This is a genomic window from Bacillus mycoides (assembly GCF_018742245.1).
Taxonomy (GTDB): domain Bacteria; phylum Bacillota; class Bacilli; order Bacillales; family Bacillaceae_G; genus Bacillus_A; species Bacillus_A cereus_U.
On record NZ_CP036132.1, the window covers coordinates 1836107 to 1855897 of the forward strand.

A 19791-nucleotide genomic window follows, 5' to 3' on the forward strand; every position below is an offset into this window, starting at 1 on the left:
TATTTCTCTTTATATGGGAGTTTATTTCACATTTTTTTCACAAATGATTCACGATAACTTTTCTTCTTTAGAAACTTACATAAATATATTTTATGCTATAATGATAATCAACTTTAAAAATATTAGTAATATCTATGAAGGTAGCTACTATTATATTGGAAGTATAGAGGTGAGGAATAAATAGAGAGTGATACTAAATAGATCCTTATACTTAATCAGGTTAATATTTTATCAAGAAATAAAACTTGGGAAGTAAAAAGTAATGAAAGTGTAGTGACGAAAAAGAAAGAAGTGAAATGATTGTGAAAGTAATGCGAAGGTTAGGGGCATGGCTATTAATAGCGTGCGTGTTTATCATATTGATACCAAAAAGCACATCTGCTCATGCGTATGTTGTGAAATCAAACCCTACTGAAAATGAAACGTTGAAGAAAGCACCATCTATTGTGAAAATTGAATTCGATGAGGACATACAAGTTTCAAGTTTTAATACATTGTTCGTAAGAGATACCTCAGGTAAAAGAGTAGATTTAAAAGATGCTCGTATTGATAAGAAAAACAAAAAATTATTAGAAGCTGGGTTAAAAGAGAATCTCAAAAATGGTCTTTACTCTATTCAGTGGAAAGCCATTTCAGCTGACGGGCATCCGATTCAAGGAGTTATTCCATTCCGGATTGGATTAGCAGAAGCGGGAACAGACGATATACAAGTAGAAGAGATGGGCTATGTTCCGCAAATCGATATGATCATGGAACGTGGGGTTCTATATACAAGTTTCTCACTATTTTTAGGAGTTCTATTCTTTAATCTTATTATGTATAAAGGGAATGCAACCCCAGTTCAATCAAGGAGTAAGAGAATAATATGGATATCATTATTTGGGATATTTATTAGTTTACTATTCAATCTACCATTGCAGGCGAAAATAAATGCTGATGTTTCATGGTTAGAAGCATTCGATCCTATATTATTAAAAGAAACATTACAGCTATCTGTTTTTGGTTATGTATGGATAACTCAAATGGCTCTTATTAGTACGCTTATGATTGTTACATATTTTGCGGTGAAGCGTGAGAAGCTTTCGTCGTTTAAAGTATGGAGCATTCCAATTGTATTATTTATTGGGTTACTTGTTATGAAAGCCTTCAATAGTCATGCATATGGACTAAAGTTTAAAGAAATTGCTGTCGTTATGGACTTTCTACATTTATTCGCAGCTTCGTTATGGATTGGGGGGCTATCATCGATTGTTCTTCTTTTACGTAAAGCGGATGACAAGTGGACTATGTATTGGGATGCGATTAAGCGTTTTTCACCGTGGGCAACAGGTGCTGTCATAGTGATTTTATTAACGGGTCTTTTTAACAGTACATTTTTTACTCCCACGATCCATTCCCTATTTGATACGAAGTATGGATTGGCCTTATTAGCAAAGATACTTTTATTCGTGTGTATGGGGATATTGGGAATTATTCATTATGTGAAAGGGAGAATGCGAGCGCAGCAAAGGTTAGGAGCTACGGTGAAAGTAGAGTTTATCATTGGAATTATCGTTTTTGTAATCGTAGCGTTTATGACAAATGTACAAACGCCGCCGATGCCTCCTACGGGACCTTTTACAGAGAGTAAACAATTAGATAATGGATATGAACTTACTTTACATGTAAGTCCTAATAAGGTAGGACAGAATGCATTTCATATTACTTTGAAGGATGAGAATGGACAGCCTGTTACTGATATGGAACAAATTGTATTGACGACTCAATCTTTAGATATGAATATGGGCAAAGGTTCATTTAAAGTTTCGGCAGTGTCACCGGGAGAATATGAAGCGGAAGGAATGTATATTAACATGACAGGAAACTGGAATATACATGTTCATGGGTTAACAAAATTCCTTGATAGTTTCGATATAGATTATAAATTTATTGTAGGTGGCAGATAAAGAAAAGTTACAGAGGAAAAGGAGTTATAAGAAAATGAAACGTATAAAAAAATTAGGAACAACAATGATAGTGACAATAATTGCAATGGGAATTTTTTCGTTACCTGTAAGTGCTCATGTGACTGTAAAACCAGCAACGTCTGACGTTAGCTCTTGGGAGACGTATACAATAAAGGTACCTGTTGAAAAGAATATGGCAACAACAAAAGTCACACTAAAAATACCATCTGGAGTTGAGTTTCAACAGTACGAGCCAGTGCCAGGGTGGAAAGTGGAAGAACAAAAAGATGCAGCTGGAAAAGTTAAAACTGTAATATGGGAAGCAACAGGAGAAGGGATTTTACCTGGCCAGTTCCAACGATTTACTTTCGTTGCTAAAAATCCAGATAAAGAGCAACAAATAGCTTGGAATGCATATCAACAATATAAAGATGGAGAAATTGTTGAATGGACAGGCGATGAGAAAGCTGAGAAGCCGCATTCACTTACTACGATTGCAAAAGGTACATCATTAACAGGAGAACATGGTGAAGTATCTAGTGTGGAAAAAAATGAAGGTACAAGTAATATGCAAACAATAGCAATTGTCTTATCTATTTTGGCGATTGTATCGTCGGTATGTACGTGTATTTTTGTAGTCCGTCGTAAAAAGTAAAGGAAAAGAAAGAGCCTACAAACGGTAGGCTCTTTCTCATATTTATTTCACTTCAACTTGCTGCCCTACAGCAAGTGCTTTCGGCTTTATATTTACAAAACAAATGCTTACGATAATAAATAAAAGTCCGATGAATAAGCTAATTGTAATGGCCTCATGTAAGAAAATAGAGCTTACAATAATAGCGATAAGAGGGATAAGGAACGTATAAGTCCCCACTTTACTTGCCTCACCAGCTCCTACAAGTGTAAAGTAAGCGAGCCATCCCATTGCAATAACAAAGACTGAGATGAATAGTAGTACACTTACAAATGGTATACTCCAAGCGATGTTAGACCAGCTTTCAAATTCTGAACCAAATCCGATTAAGCAAAGTCCGCCAATAATAAGCTGAAGTGTTACCATCCAAATGGCATTAACGCGGTGTCCAGTTTTCTTAATAAATACTGTGCCGAGTGCCCAGCCGATAGCACAGCCTAAAGCAAGTAGAACACCGATAATAGAAATATGTCCAGTTAAACTACTAGAACTAATAACCCCTACACCAATAAATCCAAGAATAAGTCCGAAAATTTTCAAGCCATACATTGCCTCTTCAAGCCAAATCCATGAGAAAATGCCAAGTAAGACGGGTTGGAGAAATACGATTGCGGAGAATAGTCCGGCGGGCATGTATTGAAGTCCGACAGTTTGTAATCCGTAAAATAAAATAATATTGAGTAAAGATGAAATAAAGTATAGATGCCAAGTTTCCTTTAAATTTAACTGTCTGTATTTCGGTAATGCGAAAATAAGTAGGATAAATCCTCCTATTAATGTTCTAATCCCTGCAAAAAGTACGGGTGGTGTGTAATGCAAAGCGAATTTTGATAACGGCCAATTAATTCCCCACATAATAACGAGAAAGGTAAGAATTATTGTCGCTTTAGTTCGAGAAAGCTGTGTCACTGCAAGACCTCCTTGTTGTTATTCATTTCACTATGATATGATATCGACTATGATAAATAAAATGAATCTTTTTTATAAGGAGTATAAGTGATTAGTTATGACCATTACACAACTGCAAATATTAATAAAAACTGTTGAGTTAGGTAGTTTTACGAAGGCTGCTAGGGTGTTAAATATGACACAGCCAGCTGTAAGTCATGCGATTTCAAGTATTGAGTCAGAGTTAGGAGTTACCATTCTTATACGCGATAAACGAAAAGGGCTAATTGTTACGGATGTTGGAAATAGAATTCTTGTACATATTAGAGAAATCTTAAACGGCGTTGAGAAGATTGAACAAGAAGTGGCGATGGAGAAAGGGCATGAAGTTGGAACAATTCGAATCGGGAGTTTTCCGAGTGCCTCGGCATATTTTTTACCCAAAATGATTAATATCTTTCGTGAAAAGTATCCGAATTTAGAATTAGTTCTTTGCGAGGGTACACTTAAAGAAGTAGAAGATTGGCTAGTATCACGAGTAATTGATATCGGAATTGTTATTTTACCTAATAAAGATATGGAAATCGTGCCCTTAACGAAGGGGAAAATGGTTGTTGTCTTAAGAGAGGATCACCCTCTTTGTAAGAAAGATTCTATTACAATAGATGATTTAGAGAATGAACCAATCATATTATGTAAGGGTGGGTACGAACCACCCATTATCGATATGTTTAAACAAGCGAACGTACCACTTCGGGCCGAATATATAATTTCAACAGTTACAACAGCTTTAAATATGATTCAAGAAGGATTAGGACTCGCAATTTTGGCTGAGTTATCTTTGACGAGTTTACCAAAGAATATACAAACGAGAGAATTGGAACCGCAAGTATGGAGAGAAATCGCTTTAGCTGTTCCTTCATTAAAGGATTCTTCACTTGCTGTACAGCTATTTATTGAAGAATTCCAAGAGTTGTTTGCAGAATAAGAAGGGATGTCTCATATAATGTAATGAGACACCTTTTTTATTTGCTTTAAAAAATCTGTAAAAAAGATTGACTTATCTTTTTGTTGTAACTATAATAATTACAACGAGGTGGTGATCACGATGAAAATTAGTAGCCGCTTTTCTATAGCTGTTCATATGTTATCTATTTTAAAAAACAATCCATCTTCACTTTGCACTTCAGACTATATGGCCGAAAGTGTAAATACAAATCCGGTAGTAATTCGTAAAATAATGTCTTACTTGAAACAAGCTGGATTTGTTTACGTAAATCGTGGGCCAGGTGGTGCGGGATTATTAAAGGATTTACATGAAATCACATTGTTAGATGTGTATCATGCAGTGAATGTAGTAGAAGAAGACAAACTATTTAACATTCATGAACAACCAAATCCAGATTGTCCAATTGGAGCAAATATTCAAGCTGTGTTAGAAGTTATTTTAATTCAAGCTCAATCTGCGATGGAAGAAGTTTTGAGAAATATTACGATGGGGCAGTTATTTGAATCTTTGCAAGAGAAAATGAATGTGTAAAATAATATCTATATTTTTTTGTTATTAATGTAACTATTTTGATTACAACTATAAAGGTAAGGTGTAAAAGTATGACTGTAAAAATGAAAGTATACTCAGATTTTATATGTCCGTTTTGTTTTTTAGCAAAAGGCCCATTAGATGAAGTAGCGAAAGAGAAAGATGTGGAAATCGAATGGATGCCATTTGAATTGCGTCCAAGTCCATATTCTAAAATAGATCCTTGGAACGAACCGGATAAGTTAGGTTCATGGGATGCTTTCATTCTTCCTACTGCAAAAAAATTAGGAATTGAAATGCGCTTACCACGTGTTTCACCGCATCCATACACACATTTAGCTTTCGAAGGATGTCAATTTGCGAAAGAACATGGACTTGGAAATGAGTATCATCACAGAGTATTTACAGCGTTTTTCCAAGAAGAACAAAACATTGAGGATATTGATGTTTTAACAAAACTGGCGGTAGAAGTAGGACTTCCTGAAGCTGAATTTAAAGATGCTTTAGTAACTCGTAAATATAAAGAAAAGCATCAAGAAGCAATTCAGCATGCATATGATGAAGCGAATATTATGGCGGTACCAACTGTCATGATTGGTGATGAAGTCATTCAAGGGCTTGCTAGTAAAGAAACGTTACAAAGAGTAATTGATAAGGAAATTGAAAAAGATAAAACAAACTCATTTGAGGGAATGAAATGTAATACGGATGGATATTGTTAATTCGTCTTGCATGAAAGAATCATATTGATTTGTTTAAATAAAAAAAACATACATTTGGAGGAATTACTATGTCAGCAACTACAACAAACTTAAAAGAAGCAATTGTGAACCGTCGTTCAATTCGTAAAGTAACAAAGAGCGATGCAATTACGAAAGAAAGAATTGAAGAAGTTTTAAAAACAGCTTTACATGCACCGACTTCTTTCAATATGCAAAGTGGCCGTATGGTTGTATTAATGGATGGAGAGCATGAAAAGTTTTGGGATATCGTAAAAGAAACACTTAGATCACGCGTGCCAGCAGAAAACTTTGAAGCGACTGTAGAAAGACTAAAAGGCTTCCATGCAGGTGTAGGAACAGTACTATTCTTTGAAGATCAAGCAACGGTAGAAAAAATGCAAGAAAATGCACCATTATATAAAGATCAGTTCCCATTCTGGTCTCATCAAGGAAATGCAATGTTACAACATACTGTATGGATGCTATTATCTGCTGAAGGAATTGGAGCGTCATTACAACATTACAATCCAATCGTAGATGCTGAAGTGAAAGCAACTTGGAACATACCAGCAGAGTGGAGCTTAGTAGGACAAATGCCATTTGGTGAGCCAAATGAACAACCAGGGGAAAGAACATTCTTACCTACTGAAGATGTAGTGAAATTTTATTAAGAAATACAATTCAAGATCAAAATTAAAAAAAGTTAGATAAATTAAAGGACAGTATATATACTATGTACTGTCCTTTCTTATTTAATATTCACACCCAATCGTGGAAGATCTTATTTAAGATAAGCATCCTTTTAGCTTAATAATAAAAGGATTACTGCGAGAACAATTTCTTTAATATTGATGACGTATAATTAAAAATCTATTATGTTTATTTTTTTGAAATGACAGTAAACATTCCCGTCATGTTTGGTGAGTAATCTTTAAAATCATATTTTTCATAGAAAGATTCTTTACCTTGTGATGCAAACAAACCGACAAACGCCTTATCAGGGCATTCTGATTTAAGTATTCAACCAAGATATGCATTATTTTTTTCCAAATACCATTTTTCTGATAATCTGGATGAACCACTATATCTTGAATATAGAAATAGATAGCCCCATCACCAACAATTCTCCCCATGCCCACAATTTGTTCATTATCCTTGACTGTGATGCAGTGGATAGAATTCTTTAGTGATGTTTCCACCACTTCAAAATTCATATAATTAGTCCATCCAACAGACTCGCACAAATATTTGTACTCTTCCAATGTTGGAATGTTATTTTTAAACTCATATTTCTTCAAAATGTATCCTCCAAGTCCTTAATTTCAACAAATAAATAAATTCGACATTTTTTTATCTATTCCTCTTATGCAACTAAACGCCCTTTAGCTATTTAATTTAGTACAGCTTATTTGTGTTAATTTATAAGAGTTTAGGGAAGAAATATAAGAAATGATCTGGTGAAAAAGGAAGTGGAAATATGAGTGATGAGAAAAAATATACAGTGGTAGGTACTGATGTCGAGGAAGTAAAGCGTTTAAACAAAAATTCAGGTTTAACGTATAACCAAGTGAAGGAATTGTTAGCGAAGCAAATGCAAAAAAGAAATGATTAGATTGAAATAATTAAGCTTTTCATTTAGCATTTTTCTAGAGAGAGTTAAGTAATAGATAACTCTCTTTTTTCAATATGAAAAATCTACTAAGGAGCAACAGTCTAAAAATAGACGTTCTCCTAAAATATAGAGTTGAAAAATAGTTTTTAGAAAAGTATTAGATGAAAAATCCGACATTAGAAAAGAAAAAAGGATTCTTCCTAATTAGTAAGAAAGATTGTCTATAGAAGTTCATAAAATGTAATATATTCAATTTCCATCCATTGAAGGGGGAGGTTAATTTTTAATGAATGAAGTGAAAAATTTCTTTCGAAGTAGAGGGTTTCAACGGTTTCTCGTTTTAATAATATTAGTGCTTGTATTGTATGGATTAAAAAGTATGATTAATTTAATATTAATTACGTTTATTCTCACGTTTTTGATGGATCGATTTCAAAAGTTTATTTCAAAAAAATTGAAAGTAAATAGGAAAGTGGTTATTGCTGGTTTATATATTGTATTAGTGACGTTTATTATAACTACACTATATAAATATTTGCCTGTACTAACGATACAAATTTCACAATTAATTTATCAATTTAAATTGTTTTTTCAGAACCCACCTGATAACGAAATAATTAAATATGCACTTTCGACAATTAATGGAATGGAAGTATCGAAATATATCGAACAAGGTGTAGATGTCATATATCAATCGATAGCAAACATAGGAAAGGTCAGTTTACAAATACTACTTTCTCTTATTTTAAGCTTATTTTTCTTATTAGAAAAAGAACGTATTATAGCATTTACTTCGAAATTTAAAGATAGTAAGCTGAAAATTTTTTATGAGGAGATTGCATATTTCGGTGAAAGATTTGCAAGATCGTTCGGAAAAGTAATTGAAGCACAGTTTTTAATTGCGGTTGTCAATTGTGTGCTCACTGTAATTGCACTTGTCATTTTAGGATTTCCGCAGCTTCTTGTATTGGCTGTCATGGTCTTTCTACTCGGTTTGATTCCAGTTGCTGGTGTTATCATTTCATTGTTTCCACTTTGTATCATTGCCTATAACGTCGGCGGGGTTATGTATGTTGTTTACATACTAGTGTTCATTACAGTAATCCACGCTCTTGAAAGTTATTTATTAAATCCAAAATTTATGTCTGCAAAAACGAATTTACCTGTTTTTTATACATTTATGATTCTTATTTTCTCCGAACATTTCCTTGGAATATGGGGGCTTATTATTGGGATTCCAATCTTTATCTTTTTATTAGATGTACTTGATGTAAATAATGATGAACCGATTAATGATACTAAGTGATAGAAAATGACCGATGTTTTCTCTTGATGAAAACATCGGTCATTTGTTATTTTTTCTTTGGAGGAGGTAGTTTAACGAAGGTATTTGCAATTAAAGCTATAATAACAGCAGCAAAAATAAAGACTGCGATTACACCAACTCCCATACCTGCCCATCCTCCTATAAGGAAGATACTTATCGGTATTGCTAACAAGCTTAAAATAAGCAGAATCAATCCGAGATTCTTATCATATTTTTTAGTTGGAAATAGCGTTCTGATGATTAAGAAGAGAAAAAGTATTAAGGATGCTACAGCTAGCAAGAGGATTACAATCGTCCAAGAATCATTCATGAAATCACTCCTTTTTATAGATAATATTACCGTTTAAATTGAGGGGGAACTATAAAAATATAAAAAAGCAATCCAATATAAATCGGATTGCTTTTTTGATTGAAAAATATGATTAAAGAACAGGAGCCATTGTTTCTTTCAATACTTGAACAGAGTGATCGAATTTTAATTCTTCCTCTTCACTTAGTTCAACTTCTAAAATTTCACGAACACCGCCGCGGTTTAAAACAGCAGGTACGCCGATATAAACATCTTGTTGGCCGTATTGACCTTCAAGATATGCTGATACAGTTAATACGCTGTTTTCATTGCTTAAGATTGCTTTCGTAACACGTAAAAGTGACATGCCGATGCCGTAGTATGTAGCACCTTTTCGTTCAATAATGTGATAAGCTGCATCACGAACGTTTACGAAAATATCATCTAAATCTTTTTGGTTATATGTGTTGTCTTTTTCAAGAAGCGTTTGTAGTTTTTGAATACCAATTGATACGTGACTCCACACCGGAAGTTCTGTATCACCGTGCTCTCCGATAATATAAGCGTGAATGTTATGAGGTCCAATATTGAAGTACTCACCTAACATATAGCGGAAACGAGCAGAATCAAGAGTTGTACCAGAACCGATTACGCGTTCTTTCGGTAATCCAGATTCTTTCCAAGTTACGTAAGTCAAAATATCTACAGGGTTTGTTGCAATTAAGAAGATACCGTCAAAGCCGCTATCCATAATGCTCCGAACAATTTGCTTGAAAATTTTAGCGTTTTTCTCAACTAAATCTAAGCGTGTTTCACCTGGCTTTTGTGGTAATCCAGCTGTAATTACAACAAGATCTGCGTCTTTACAATCTTCATAACTACCTTTCCAAACCTTTGTTGGAGCTGGTGCGAAAGGAACGGCATGGCTTAAGTCCATTGCTTCTCCTTCAGCTTTTGCTTCATTTACATCAACTAAAACAAATTCTTCAGCTACAGCTTGGTTAATCATACAGTAAGCATAACTACATCCAACTGCTCCTGTTCCTACTAATACAACACGGTTAATACCTTTTTTCATTTCAAAATTCCTCGCTATTTCATAAATTTTATTATGTAAGATAATACGTCTTACTTCTATAGTTTCATATCTATTTTATTACATTTTATAAAAGATATTCAAGTGATTGAAAATGTATCCACTCAATTACTTGAATGAAACATAGGAATCCTGTTAAACGAATATAATTCAGTAAAATCCTTCGTAAAAGGGGAATTGGCATGGGGAATCCATTATCGATGGAACAAATGCTTCAAATTGTTCATGAAGGGCTTGCCAAAACGAATAACCCCAAACGGATTACAGTTGCCGGTGCAGGGATATCTGGATTAGTTGCAGCATCTTTATTAAAAGAGGCTGGGCATGAGGTAACGATTATAGAAGCAAATAACAGAATAGGTGGCAGGGTGTATACGATTCGTGAACCATTTAGTGCAGGATTATATTTTAACGCAGGTCCTATGCGTATTCCAGATACTCATGATTTAACTTTAGCCTACATTCGTAAATTTAAACTACCGTTAAACCTTTTTATTAATAAAACTTCTTCAGATATAATTTATACGAATAACAAAAGAACGAGATTGGATGTGTTTGAAAAGGATCCAAGTGTACTTGGATATCCAGTTTTAGATAAAGAAAGAGGGAAAACGGCAGAAGGGTTAATGTTAGAGGTATTGGAACCGATACTTAATTATATTAAGAAAGATCCTGATAAAAACTGGATTATTGTTGAAAAAAAGTATAAAACATATTCGCTCGCTTCATTTTTAACTGAGTATTATTCAGATGGAGCAATAGATATGATCGGAGTACTTCTTGATATGGAAGCATACATGGGAATGTCATTAATTGAAGTATTACGCGAAATGATCTTTTTCACTTCAACGACGAAATATTATGAGATAACGGGCGGGATGGATAAATTACCAAATTCATTTTTACCAGAACTAAAGGATAATATTTTTATGTCGTATAAAGTAGACAAAATTATACAGGAAGATAATAAAGTAATGCTGCAAGTAACCCATGAACAAACGTTAAATTCATTTATAGTAACTGGTGACATCGCTATTGTCACAATTCCATTTTCAGCTTTGCGATTTGTAGAAGTCCAGCCATATCATTTATTCTCTTATCATAAAAGGCGGGCAATTCGTGAATTAAATTATATTGCTTCAACTAAAATTGCGATAGAGTTTAAAAGTAGGTTTTGGGAAAGAGCAGGACAATATGGTGGTAAGTCCATTACAGATTTACCTATCCGCTTTACATATTATCCGAGCTACGGCATTCATGCATCAGGATCAGCGATTATTTTAGCCAGTTATACCTGGGCAGATGAGGCATTAACATGGGATAGTCTCTCGCATAGAGAACGTATTCGTTATGCGTTGAAAAATTTAGCGCAAATATATGGAAACGTGGTTTATAGTGAGTATGTTGCAGGAGAATCTTTTAGCTGGAGTCAAAATCCGTATTCTTGCGGAGCATTTACAGCTTTTGAACCAGGGCAAGAGCTTGAAGTATTTCCATATATTACGCCGCCAGCTGGCAGGGTGCACTTTGCAGGAGAACATACGACGTTAACACATGGATGGATGCAAGGAGCGATTGAGTCTGGAATTAGAGTTGCTCATGAAGTGAATGAAAATGAAACGATAATATAGCAGTTTTGTTTACAAATAGTTTTTCTTTTAATAAAATGATAAATATAAATCGTAATTATTACGCTTTGAATACGTTTAGAATAAAGAAATGGATGGTCGATCGAATGAATAAAGTAGAAATTCATATATTAGGTGGCTTTTTAGGTAGTGGAAAATCAACATTATTACAAAATTTATTGTTAGCAGAGAAAAAGAAGAATAGAAAAGTTGCAGTATTAATGAATGAAATTGGTGAATACTCGGTAGATACAGATATTATTGGAAAAGAGAATGTTTTAAGAGAACTTCTTAAAGGATGTATTTGTTGTACGTTAAAAGAAGAGCTTGAAATACAATTGCATTCATTATATCAGCAAGAAAGACCAGATGTAATTTATATAGAAACGACAGGTGTTGCGCATCCAATTGAAGTGTTAGATGCATGTGTATCACCAATTTTAGCACCTTTCCTTGAAGTGAAGTCCATAGTAGTCGTATTAGATGCAGTAAGATGGTTAAACCGAAGTATATTAAGTGCAAATGTACAACAGCTATTACATGAGCAAATGAAATATGGAAGTCATATTCTTATTAATAAATCAGATTTACTAACAGATTCGGATAAAAATAAAGTATTTGAAGATGTAAAAGCAATAAATAATCATGCGAAATTGTTTGAAACAAAGTATTGTAATATATCTTTAAATGATATAGAAGAAGCTGAATTTGTGAGTGATGGAGAACGCGAGACACTTCATGTTAAACAACATTTACATATACAAACAATGACGTATCAATTTACGAAATCGATTGATCAAGAGAAATTGTATGAATGGCTTTCGAATTTACCAGATAGTATTTATCGTGTGAAAGGTTTTGTGAAATTCCATGGAGATAAATACCCTCACTTATTCCAATATTCGTTTGGGGTACCAACTTTACTGGAACAAGACTTCGGTTTCCCGACAAACTTGGTGGTAATAGGGGAAGGGTTAGATAAGAGACAATTGGCTGAAGGGTTAGAGAAAGTGGAACTTAGCTCTAATTAAGATTAAAAGACTAACTTAAAGATAAGTTAGTCTTTTTTGTATGTAGAAAAATACTTGGCGGATTTTGTCTAATGAAAATAATTGTAAAATTCAAAAATAAATTTATAATCAAATCTAAGAGGTGATTCAGGTGTCAGAAAAAATAATAATGGATGTAAAAAATCTAACAACAAAAGGACTGGAAACGAGAGAGAAATTATTGTGTGCTGCAGAAGAGGTGTTTGGTAGTAAAGGATATTATGAGGCTTCTATCGTGAATATTACGCAAGCAGCAAAGGTAGCGCACGGAACTTTCTATAATTACTTTCCAGCTAAAAAAGATATATTTGATGAATTGATTCGTAGATTGAACCGTGAGTTACGCTTAATTATTAAAGAAGAAATGAAGGGGATATCAAGTTATGAAGAGGCGCAAAGAAGAGGTTTTCAGGCATTTTTTCGATGGGTAAAAGATCGTCCTAATCTATATAACATTGTACAACAGGCGGTAGTTGTTGATGATGATTTATATAGATGGTACTATGCAAAGCTCGCAAATGGATTTTTAAAAAGTTTGTCGGCTGGTATGGAAGCGGGAGAGTTTAAAAAACTTGATAAAGAAACAATTGCGTATTGTCTTATGTCAATTGGTCAATTTCTAGGAATGCGCTGGGGGTATTGGGAAGAGAAGGATGTTCCGGAGAAGGTATTTGAGGCAGCGATGTCATTAATATTTGAAGGGTTGAGAAAAAGATAAGGGAGTGGTAAATATGGAAGGCATTGCTTATTGGATTGAAAAACGAGCATATTTACATCCAGATCGCATTGCCGTTATTACGGAAGAAGAGGAAATAACATATAAACAGTTACATGAGTATGTGAGTAAAGTAGCAGCATATTTAATTTGCGATTTAAATATGAAAAAAGGAGAAAGGGTAGCTATTTTATCACAAAACAGCTTGGAATATATTGTCCTTTTATTTGCTATAGCGAAAGTAGAATGCATTGCTGTTCCACTGAATATAAGGTTAACAGAAAATGAACTTATATTTCAGTTGAAAGATAGTGGAACCACAGTTTTATTTGTAGAGGAAACATTTCAAAATATAGCACTTTCAATGGAGAAGGAATCATATGTACAAAGAGTTCTTTCGATAAAAAATTTAAAGCGAATAGAAAATAGAAGCAACCACTATTTTGAGGATATAAATGAAAACGCATCCTTTATTATATGTTACACTTCGGGAACAACAGGAACACCGAAAGGAGCTGTACTTACACAAAAAAATATGTTTTGGAATGCGCTCAATAATACATTTGCGATTGACCTAACTATTCATGATCGCTCCATTGTATTATTGCCTTTATTTCATATTGGTGGGATTGGTTTATTCGCATTCCCAACTTTATTTGCAGGTGGAATAATCATTATTCCAAGAAAATTTGAGCCAATCACAGCGCTTTCCATGATAGAAAAACATAAAGTGACTGTAGTGATGGGAGTGCCTACAATTCATCAAGCATTAATTAATTGTTCAAAGTTTGAAAGTACGAATTTACAATCAGTACGTTGGTTTTATAATGGCGGTGCTCCGTGTCCAGAAGAGTTGATAAGAGAATTTATAGATAGAGGATTTTTATTCGGTCAAGGTTTTGGTATGACTGAAACATCACCAACAGTATTCATGCTTTCAGAAGAAGATGCAAGACGTAAAGTAGGCTCAATTGGAAAACCTGTTCTATTTTGTGATTATGTACTTATCGATGGAAATAAAAATAAAGTTGAAGTTGGTGAAGTTGGAGAGTTAATTATAAGAGGGCCAAATGTAATGAAAGAGTATTGGAATCGGCCAGATGCAACAGAAGAAACTATTCAAGGTGGTTGGTTACATACTGGTGATTTAGCTAAAGTTGATGAAGATGGTTTTGTATACATTGTCGGTAGAAAAAAAGAAATGATAATTTCAGGTGGTGAAAATATTTATCCACTTGAAGTAGAACAAGTCATTAATAGGCTTTCGGATGTATGTGAGGTAGCGGTCGTTGGTACACAACATTTACAGTGGGGAGAGATACCAATCGCTTTTGTTGTGAAAAAGAGTAGCAGTGTATTAACTGAAAAAGAAGTAATTGAACATTGTCTTCTATTTCTAGCAAAATATAAAATTCCAAAAGAAATTGTATTTCTAGAGGAATTACCTAAAAATGCAACTGGTAAAATTCAAAAAGTACAGTTAGCTAATCAATTGAAAAGTAGGTGAAGGGATGACCAAATATAGCGCTGGGCAACAAGCATCTTGTAGTAAAACAATAACAGAAACAGATTTTGTACTATTTGCAGGTTTAAGTGGGGATTTTAACCCAATCCATATTGATCATGAGTATGCGAAACAAACTAGATTTAATCAAAGAATAGCACATGGCTTATTAACTTCTAGTCTATTATCACAATTGTTAGGAGTACATTTGCCAGGAAAGGGTTCTGTTTATATGGAACAAACTATTAAATTTACAACACCAGTTTTTATAGGAGATACGATTACAGCTACGGCTACAGTACAAGAGTTTATTATCGAAAAGAGAGTAATAAAATTGTTAACAGAGTGTCACAATCAAAAAGGAGATTTAGTTTTAACAGGTGTAGCTACTATGATGGTGCCAAAAGAAGGAGGAGTAGTCTAATGAATATCGGGATTGAAACGACAGGAGTATTCTTCCCAAAAGGCGTAGAGACAGCTGCAGACCTATCTAAAAAAACAGGTATCCCTGAGAATATTATTATAGAAAAATTTGGGCTATATGAAAAGCATGTCGCAGACGAAACGATGCATGCATCAGATTTAGCTATTGCTGCTGCAAAGCCAATATTACTACAAGTTAATCCTCAATCTATTGATGTAGTCATTTATTTTGGCAGTCCACATAAAGATTACCACGTATGGTCTAGTGCCCCAAAAATTCAGCATGAACTTGGATTGAAGAATGCTTATGCTTTTGAAATTATGAACGTTAGTTCTTGCTTTCCAATTGCTCTCAAAGTCGCAAAAGATATGCTCTACTCTGATAAATCAATTGAAAACATATTATTAGTAGGTGGATGTAAAGAATCTCAAATTGTAGATTATGATAATCCACGCTCACGTTTCATGTTTAATTTCGCTGATGGCGGAAGTGCAGCCTTAGTAAAAAAAGGCGCTAGCAACGGTGAAATATTAGGAAGTGCTATTATAACGGATGGTTCATTTCATGAAGATGTACGTATTCCAGCAGGTGGATCGAAACAAATTGCTAGCTATGATACGGTTGAGAATCGACAACATTATATCGATGTAATAGATCCTATTAGTATGAAAGAACGTTTAGATCTGGTTTCAATTCCTAATTTTGAAAAGGTTATTCGGGAGGCGTTAAGAAAAAGTGGATTAACTCCCAAAGATATTAAAGTATTATTACCACTGCATACAAAACGTTCTATGTTAATAGAATTGTTACAAGGATTGGGATTAGTAGAAGAACAAGTTGTATATTTAGATCATCATGGGCATATGTCAGCGCTTGATCCGTGTATCGGTCTTCACATTGCAAATGAACAAGGGAAATTACAGCCTGGAGATATTGCAGTAGCGGTTAGTGCAGGTACTGGGTATACTTGGGCAGCTACTGTGATTAGGTGGTAGTAAGCATGGATTTTATAAAAAAAATTATATGTTGTTTTTTCATTGTTACTGTGAGTCTAGGAATGTTTACTTCTGTAGGAAGTGCCTCAGCTGTAAAATATGTGAATTCATGGGGGAGTGAGCTAGATACTTCTAAGTTATTAAGGACGCCTGTGGCAATGGCAAGGGATGCAAAAGGATTCTTGTATGTTGTTGATATGGGAAATAATAGGGTTGTGAAAATAGATAAGAATGGAGAAGTTGTTGACGCTATAGGAACTTTAGGTGAAGGTCCGGGGCAGTTTAATATGCCATTTGGTATTGCTGTTGATAAAGAAGGTAATATTTTAGTTGCGGATACAGCGAATTATCGTATTCAAAAATTTAATGAGCAGTTTCAATTTATTAAAAGTTGGGGCACGAAAGGTCAAGGAAATGAGCAGTTCTCGTTTCCTAGGGAAATTGCAGTAGATAGCGATAACAATTACTATATTACGGATGAATACAATCATCGTATTCAAAAATATAGCCCGGATGGGCAGTATATTCAAACAATCGGGAATTATGGAAAGGCGAATGGAGAATTGGCTTTACCACAAGGAATCGCGATAAATAAACAAGATGAGATTTATATTGCAGACACATATAACAATCGTATTCAAGTGTTTGATAAAAACGGGGAGTTTCAGCGAGTAATCGGAAATGGAATTGCAGGTTTAGGCCCATATCAATTCTATCATCCAAGAGGAATAAATTTCGATTCAATATCTGGATCGCTATATGTAGCAGATACATATAACAATCGGATAATGAAATTTACAAATAAAGATCAATTTTTATATACAGTAGGTAACTTTTTTCAGTTTGTTTATCCCAATCAAGTTCTTCCGGATGGTCAAGGAAATATCTATATTACGGATACGGGAAATAATCGTGTACTTTTATATAATGAGGTAGGTTTAACAGCGATAATGAAGAAAATCATAGGTAATGAAAGGAGTGGAACTACACAATATTCAGGACCTTATGATGTTGAAAGAGACACGAATGGGAATGTTTTTGTATCTGATTCCTTTAATCATCGAATTTTAAAATATGATATATCTGGGAAGATTGTTGGGAAGTGGGGAAGTTTATTTGGTGCTGGTGGACCACTTGGATTCGGAAGTCTTCCAGGACAGTTTTTTGTTCCAAGACAAATTGCAATGGATCGTTACAATAATGTGTATGTATCTGATTCTGTAAATCATCGTATCCAAAAGTTTACTAATTCAGGGATAGTGCTTGCTTCATATGGTTCATTTGGAGTATTACCAGGATTTTTTCAATTTCCATCTGGAATAGCTATTGATAGTAAAGGAAACATATTTATAGCTGATTCAGAAAATAATCGGATTCAAAAATTTAATCCATTCTTTGTATATATGAAAGAATGGGGGAGAAAGGGAAGTGGAGAGGGAGAGTTTTCTCAACCTATGCAATTAGCAATTGATTCAAAAGATAATGTTTATGTTGTTGATCGGATCAATAATAGGATTCAAAAATTTGATAACGATGGTAAATTTCTTACTAAATGGGGTACAAATCATGGGGCAGGAAGCTTAGATCCACTAGAAAATTGGAGAGAGGGTCCAGGAGATCTCTTTTTGCCAATAGGAATTGAAATTGATATAAATAATACGGTTTATGTCACAGATACTTCTAATAATCGTGTGAATATTTATAATGAAAATGGAATCTTTTTAGAGTCTTTTGGAAGTTTTAATGGTATGTCAGGGCAGTTTTTCTCACCACAAGGAATAGATGTAGATAGCCAAGGAAATATAATAATTACAGATGGTTTACTCCAAAGAATTCAATTTTTTAAGAAAGCAAATTAATACTGGAGACTCAAAATACTTGTTAGAAAGGATAGAAGTTTAATAGTGTGGGAATGCTTGTATATATAGGAATTAAATATTTATATCAAATTGTAAAGGTATTGAATGGAAATCGGAGAAAATACATTAATATTAACAACCTGGTTTATTTTTGTTTAAAGAAAAAGTCATAATTACAGATGGGGTACTTTGGCGTGTTTGATTCTATCAGAAAGTAAAGTATGGGGAGGATCACAATGTCGATGAAAAAACGTAAATGGCTAAGAACGGTGGTTACTGGTTGTGTTTTAGGGTCGTTATTAGTAACAGCAGCTTGTTCAGGAAAGAAGACAAGTACAGAAGATGAAAAAACGATTAAGGTAGGGGTTCTTGCTTCGTTAACAGGTCCACTAGAATCGTATGGAAAACAAACGGTAAATGGATTTGAATTAGGGTTAGACTATGCAACTGGTGGAACAGGAAAAGTAGAAGGAAAGAAGATTAAGTTTGTTGTAGAAGATACGGAAACAAAAGCAGATGTAGCGGTTAAGAAGGCTACGAAATTATTAGAAGAAGAGAAAGTTGACTTTTTAGTCGGATCATCTAGTTCAAGTGATACATTAGCAGTTTTACCACTAGCTGAAGAGTATAAAAAGATTATGGTTGTAGAACCGGCAGTTGCTGATAGTATTACCGGGAAGAACTGGAATAAATATATTTTTAGGACTGGTAGAAATTCATCTCAAGATGCAATCGCTGGTGCTGCGGCAATTGCTAAAAAAGATGTGAAAATAGCAACGCTAGCACAAGATAATGCTTACGGTCGTGAGGGGATTGCTGCATTTAAAGCTGGAGCGAAGAAAATAGGTGCAAATATTGTAAACGAGCAATACGCGGATACGAATGCAACTGATTTCACTGCGAATATTCAAAATATTATTAGCTCAAAACCAGATTATCTATTTATCGTTTGGGCAGGTGCGAATTCACCATGGAAACAGTTGAAAGATATGAATGTAGAAGCGCAAGGTATTAAAATTTCTACTGGTGCACCTGATATACCAGCATTAAAAACGATGGATGCGCTAATAGGGATGCAAGGGTTTTCCGTTTATTATCACTCACTTCCAAAGAATAAGGTGAACGATTGGCTAGTAGAAGAACATAAAAAACGTTTTAATGGTGCTGTTCCAGATCTGTTTACAGCAGGAGGAATGTCAGCAGCAATTTCTATCGTCGAAGCTGTAAAGAAAACGAAGGGCGATACAGATGTAGATACACTTATTAAGAAAATGGAAGGGATGGAATTTGAGACACCGAAAGGAAAGATGAAATTTAGAGAGAAGGATCATCAAGCATTACAAACTCTTTATTCTATAACGCTGAAAAAGCAAGAGGGTGTTGATTACCCAGTACCAGTGTTAGAACGAGAATTAACAATGAAAGAAACAGAACCGTCTGTTCAAAATAAATAGACTGAATTTTCTGTTGTTTCTGTATAAAGAGGGGATACCCTCTTTATAC

19 protein-coding genes and 1 pseudogene are annotated in these 19791 nt (G+C 34.3%); 16 read left to right on the plus strand and 4 right to left on the minus strand.

All coding sequences use genetic code 11. The features are described from left to right. Positions 1-296 precede the first annotated feature (296 nt). Both EXW56_RS09335 and EXW56_RS09340 read left to right on the plus strand, forming a co-directional pair. Positions 297-1946, plus strand: coding sequence for a copper resistance CopC/CopD family protein (locus tag EXW56_RS09335; RefSeq protein WP_215597391.1), 1650 nt, complete (start codon positions 297-299; stop codon positions 1944-1946). A 34-nt stretch (positions 1947-1980) separates the two neighbouring features. After that, on the plus strand, positions 1981-2601 hold the full coding sequence (locus EXW56_RS09340; protein WP_002200878.1) for a YcnI family copper-binding membrane protein: 621 nt from the start codon (positions 1981-1983) through the stop codon (positions 2599-2601). Between the two features lie 42 nt (positions 2602-2643). Here EXW56_RS09340 and EXW56_RS09345 read toward each other — a convergent pair whose 3' ends face one another. Further along, complete coding sequence (locus tag EXW56_RS09345; protein WP_215597392.1) at positions 2644-3549, minus strand: DMT family transporter; 906 nt, start codon at positions 3547-3549, stop codon at positions 2644-2646. Positions 3550-3646: 97 nt separating this feature from the next. Between EXW56_RS09345 and EXW56_RS09350 the strand changes: the two genes are divergently transcribed. From EXW56_RS09350 to EXW56_RS09365, 4 genes are all read left to right on the plus strand, one after another. Continuing rightward, entirely contained in the window at positions 3647-4516 is an 870-nt protein-coding gene (locus EXW56_RS09350) for a LysR family transcriptional regulator (RefSeq protein WP_002200876.1), read from the plus strand. Between the two features lie 120 nt (positions 4517-4636). Continuing rightward, positions 4637-5068 carry an Rrf2 family transcriptional regulator gene (locus EXW56_RS09355; protein WP_002200875.1) on the plus strand — a complete coding sequence of 144 codons (432 nt, stop codon included), beginning with the start codon at positions 4637-4639 and terminating at the stop codon, positions 5066-5068. Between the two features lie 71 nt (positions 5069-5139). Continuing rightward, positions 5140-5790 carry a DsbA family oxidoreductase gene (locus tag EXW56_RS09360; protein ID WP_002200874.1) on the plus strand — a complete coding sequence of 217 codons (651 nt, stop codon included), beginning with the start codon at positions 5140-5142 and terminating at the stop codon, positions 5788-5790. Positions 5791-5858: 68 nt separating this feature from the next. Continuing rightward, entirely contained in the window at positions 5859-6461 is a 603-nt protein-coding gene (locus EXW56_RS09365; RefSeq protein WP_002064868.1) for a nitroreductase family protein, read from the plus strand. Positions 6462-6669: 208 nt separating this feature from the next. Here the strand turns inward: EXW56_RS09365 and EXW56_RS09370 are convergent. Further along, positions 6670-7088: pseudogene (locus tag EXW56_RS09370) on the minus strand (GNAT family N-acetyltransferase). 179 nt (positions 7089-7267) lie between these two features. Here EXW56_RS09370 and EXW56_RS27845 point away from each other — a divergent pair. Beyond that, positions 7268-7402 carry a hypothetical protein gene (locus EXW56_RS27845; RefSeq protein ID WP_002118339.1) on the plus strand — a complete coding sequence of 45 codons (135 nt, stop codon included), beginning with the start codon at positions 7268-7270 and terminating at the stop codon, positions 7400-7402. A gap of 286 nt (positions 7403-7688) precedes the next feature. Beyond that, entirely contained in the window at positions 7689-8708 is a 1020-nt protein-coding gene (locus tag EXW56_RS09375) for an AI-2E family transporter (protein WP_002200873.1), read from the plus strand. A gap of 46 nt (positions 8709-8754) precedes the next feature. Here EXW56_RS09375 and EXW56_RS09380 read toward each other — a convergent pair whose 3' ends face one another. Next, positions 8755-9039: a YesK family protein gene (locus EXW56_RS09380; RefSeq protein WP_002158296.1), complete on the minus strand. Its 285-nt coding sequence runs from the start codon at positions 9037-9039 to the stop codon at positions 8755-8757. A 112-nt stretch (positions 9040-9151) separates the two neighbouring features. Then, complete coding sequence (locus tag EXW56_RS09385) at positions 9152-10096, minus strand: L-lactate dehydrogenase (RefSeq protein WP_002200872.1); 945 nt, start codon at positions 10094-10096, stop codon at positions 9152-9154. A gap of 200 nt (positions 10097-10296) precedes the next feature. Between EXW56_RS09385 and EXW56_RS09390 the strand changes: the two genes are divergently transcribed. The 8 genes from EXW56_RS09390 to EXW56_RS09425 all read left to right on the plus strand — a co-directional run bounded on the left by EXW56_RS09390 (position 10297) and on the right by EXW56_RS09425 (position 19742). After that, complete coding sequence (locus EXW56_RS09390; protein WP_002200871.1) at positions 10297-11745, plus strand: flavin monoamine oxidase family protein; 1449 nt, start codon at positions 10297-10299, stop codon at positions 11743-11745. A gap of 104 nt (positions 11746-11849) precedes the next feature. Beyond that, entirely contained in the window at positions 11850-12773 is a 924-nt protein-coding gene (locus EXW56_RS09395) for a CobW family GTP-binding protein (RefSeq protein WP_002200870.1), read from the plus strand. A gap of 130 nt (positions 12774-12903) precedes the next feature. Continuing rightward, entirely contained in the window at positions 12904-13509 is a 606-nt protein-coding gene (locus tag EXW56_RS09400; protein ID WP_002200869.1) for a TetR/AcrR family transcriptional regulator, read from the plus strand. Between the two features lie 13 nt (positions 13510-13522). Next, positions 13523-15013, plus strand: coding sequence for an o-succinylbenzoate--CoA ligase (locus EXW56_RS09405; RefSeq protein ID WP_002200868.1), 1491 nt, complete (start codon positions 13523-13525; stop codon positions 15011-15013). A gap of 4 nt (positions 15014-15017) precedes the next feature. Beyond that, the gene (locus EXW56_RS09410) at positions 15018-15434 is read left to right on the plus strand and encodes a MaoC family dehydratase (RefSeq protein WP_002158290.1); all 417 of its coding nucleotides are present in this window, start codon (positions 15018-15020) and stop codon (positions 15432-15434) included. Further along, complete coding sequence (locus tag EXW56_RS09415) at positions 15434-16429, plus strand: 3-oxoacyl-ACP synthase (protein WP_002200867.1); 996 nt, start codon at positions 15434-15436, stop codon at positions 16427-16429. The genes EXW56_RS09410 and EXW56_RS09415 overlap by 1 nt, the downstream gene beginning before the upstream one ends. A 62-nt stretch (positions 16430-16491) precedes the next feature. Next, entirely contained in the window at positions 16492-18288 is a 1797-nt protein-coding gene (locus tag EXW56_RS09420) for a 6-bladed beta-propeller (RefSeq protein WP_033716878.1), read from the plus strand. 236 nt (positions 18289-18524) lie between these two features. Then, complete coding sequence (locus tag EXW56_RS09425; RefSeq protein WP_002200865.1) at positions 18525-19742, plus strand: substrate-binding domain-containing protein; 1218 nt, start codon at positions 18525-18527, stop codon at positions 19740-19742. Positions 19743-19791 lie beyond the last annotated feature (49 nt).

Bases quoted from the DNA above. Each gene is read 5' to 3' on its own strand.
- EXW56_RS09335 (WP_215597391.1), top strand. From the start codon at position 297: ATGATTGTGAAAGTAATGCGAAGGTTAGGGGCATGGCTATTAATAGCG.
- EXW56_RS09340 (WP_002200878.1), top strand. From the start codon at position 1,981: ATGAAACGTATAAAAAAATTAGGAACAACAATGATAGTGACAATAATT.
- EXW56_RS09350 (WP_002200876.1), top strand. From the start codon at position 3,647: ATGACCATTACACAACTGCAAATATTAATAAAAACTGTTGAGTTAGGT.
- EXW56_RS09355 (WP_002200875.1), top strand. From the start codon at position 4,637: ATGAAAATTAGTAGCCGCTTTTCTATAGCTGTTCATATGTTATCTATT.
- EXW56_RS09360 (WP_002200874.1), top strand. From the start codon at position 5,140: ATGACTGTAAAAATGAAAGTATACTCAGATTTTATATGTCCGTTTTGT.
- EXW56_RS09365 (WP_002064868.1), top strand. From the start codon at position 5,859: ATGTCAGCAACTACAACAAACTTAAAAGAAGCAATTGTGAACCGTCGT.
- EXW56_RS27845 (WP_002118339.1), top strand. From the start codon at position 7,268: ATGAGTGATGAGAAAAAATATACAGTGGTAGGTACTGATGTCGAGGAA.
- EXW56_RS09375 (WP_002200873.1), top strand. From the start codon at position 7,689: ATGAATGAAGTGAAAAATTTCTTTCGAAGTAGAGGGTTTCAACGGTTT.
- EXW56_RS09380 (WP_002158296.1), bottom strand. From the start codon at position 9,039: ATGAATGATTCTTGGACGATTGTAATCCTCTTGCTAGCTGTAGCATCC.
- EXW56_RS09385 (WP_002200872.1), bottom strand. From the start codon at position 10,096: ATGAAAAAAGGTATTAACCGTGTTGTATTAGTAGGAACAGGAGCAGTT.
- EXW56_RS09390 (WP_002200871.1), top strand. From the start codon at position 10,297: ATGGGGAATCCATTATCGATGGAACAAATGCTTCAAATTGTTCATGAA.
- EXW56_RS09395 (WP_002200870.1), top strand. From the start codon at position 11,850: ATGAATAAAGTAGAAATTCATATATTAGGTGGCTTTTTAGGTAGTGGA.
- EXW56_RS09405 (WP_002200868.1), top strand. From the start codon at position 13,523: ATGGAAGGCATTGCTTATTGGATTGAAAAACGAGCATATTTACATCCA.
- EXW56_RS09410 (WP_002158290.1), top strand. From the start codon at position 15,018: ATGACCAAATATAGCGCTGGGCAACAAGCATCTTGTAGTAAAACAATA.
- EXW56_RS09415 (WP_002200867.1), top strand. From the start codon at position 15,434: ATGAATATCGGGATTGAAACGACAGGAGTATTCTTCCCAAAAGGCGTA.
- EXW56_RS09420 (WP_033716878.1), top strand. From the start codon at position 16,492: ATGTTTACTTCTGTAGGAAGTGCCTCAGCTGTAAAATATGTGAATTCA.
- EXW56_RS09425 (WP_002200865.1), top strand. From the start codon at position 18,525: ATGTCGATGAAAAAACGTAAATGGCTAAGAACGGTGGTTACTGGTTGT.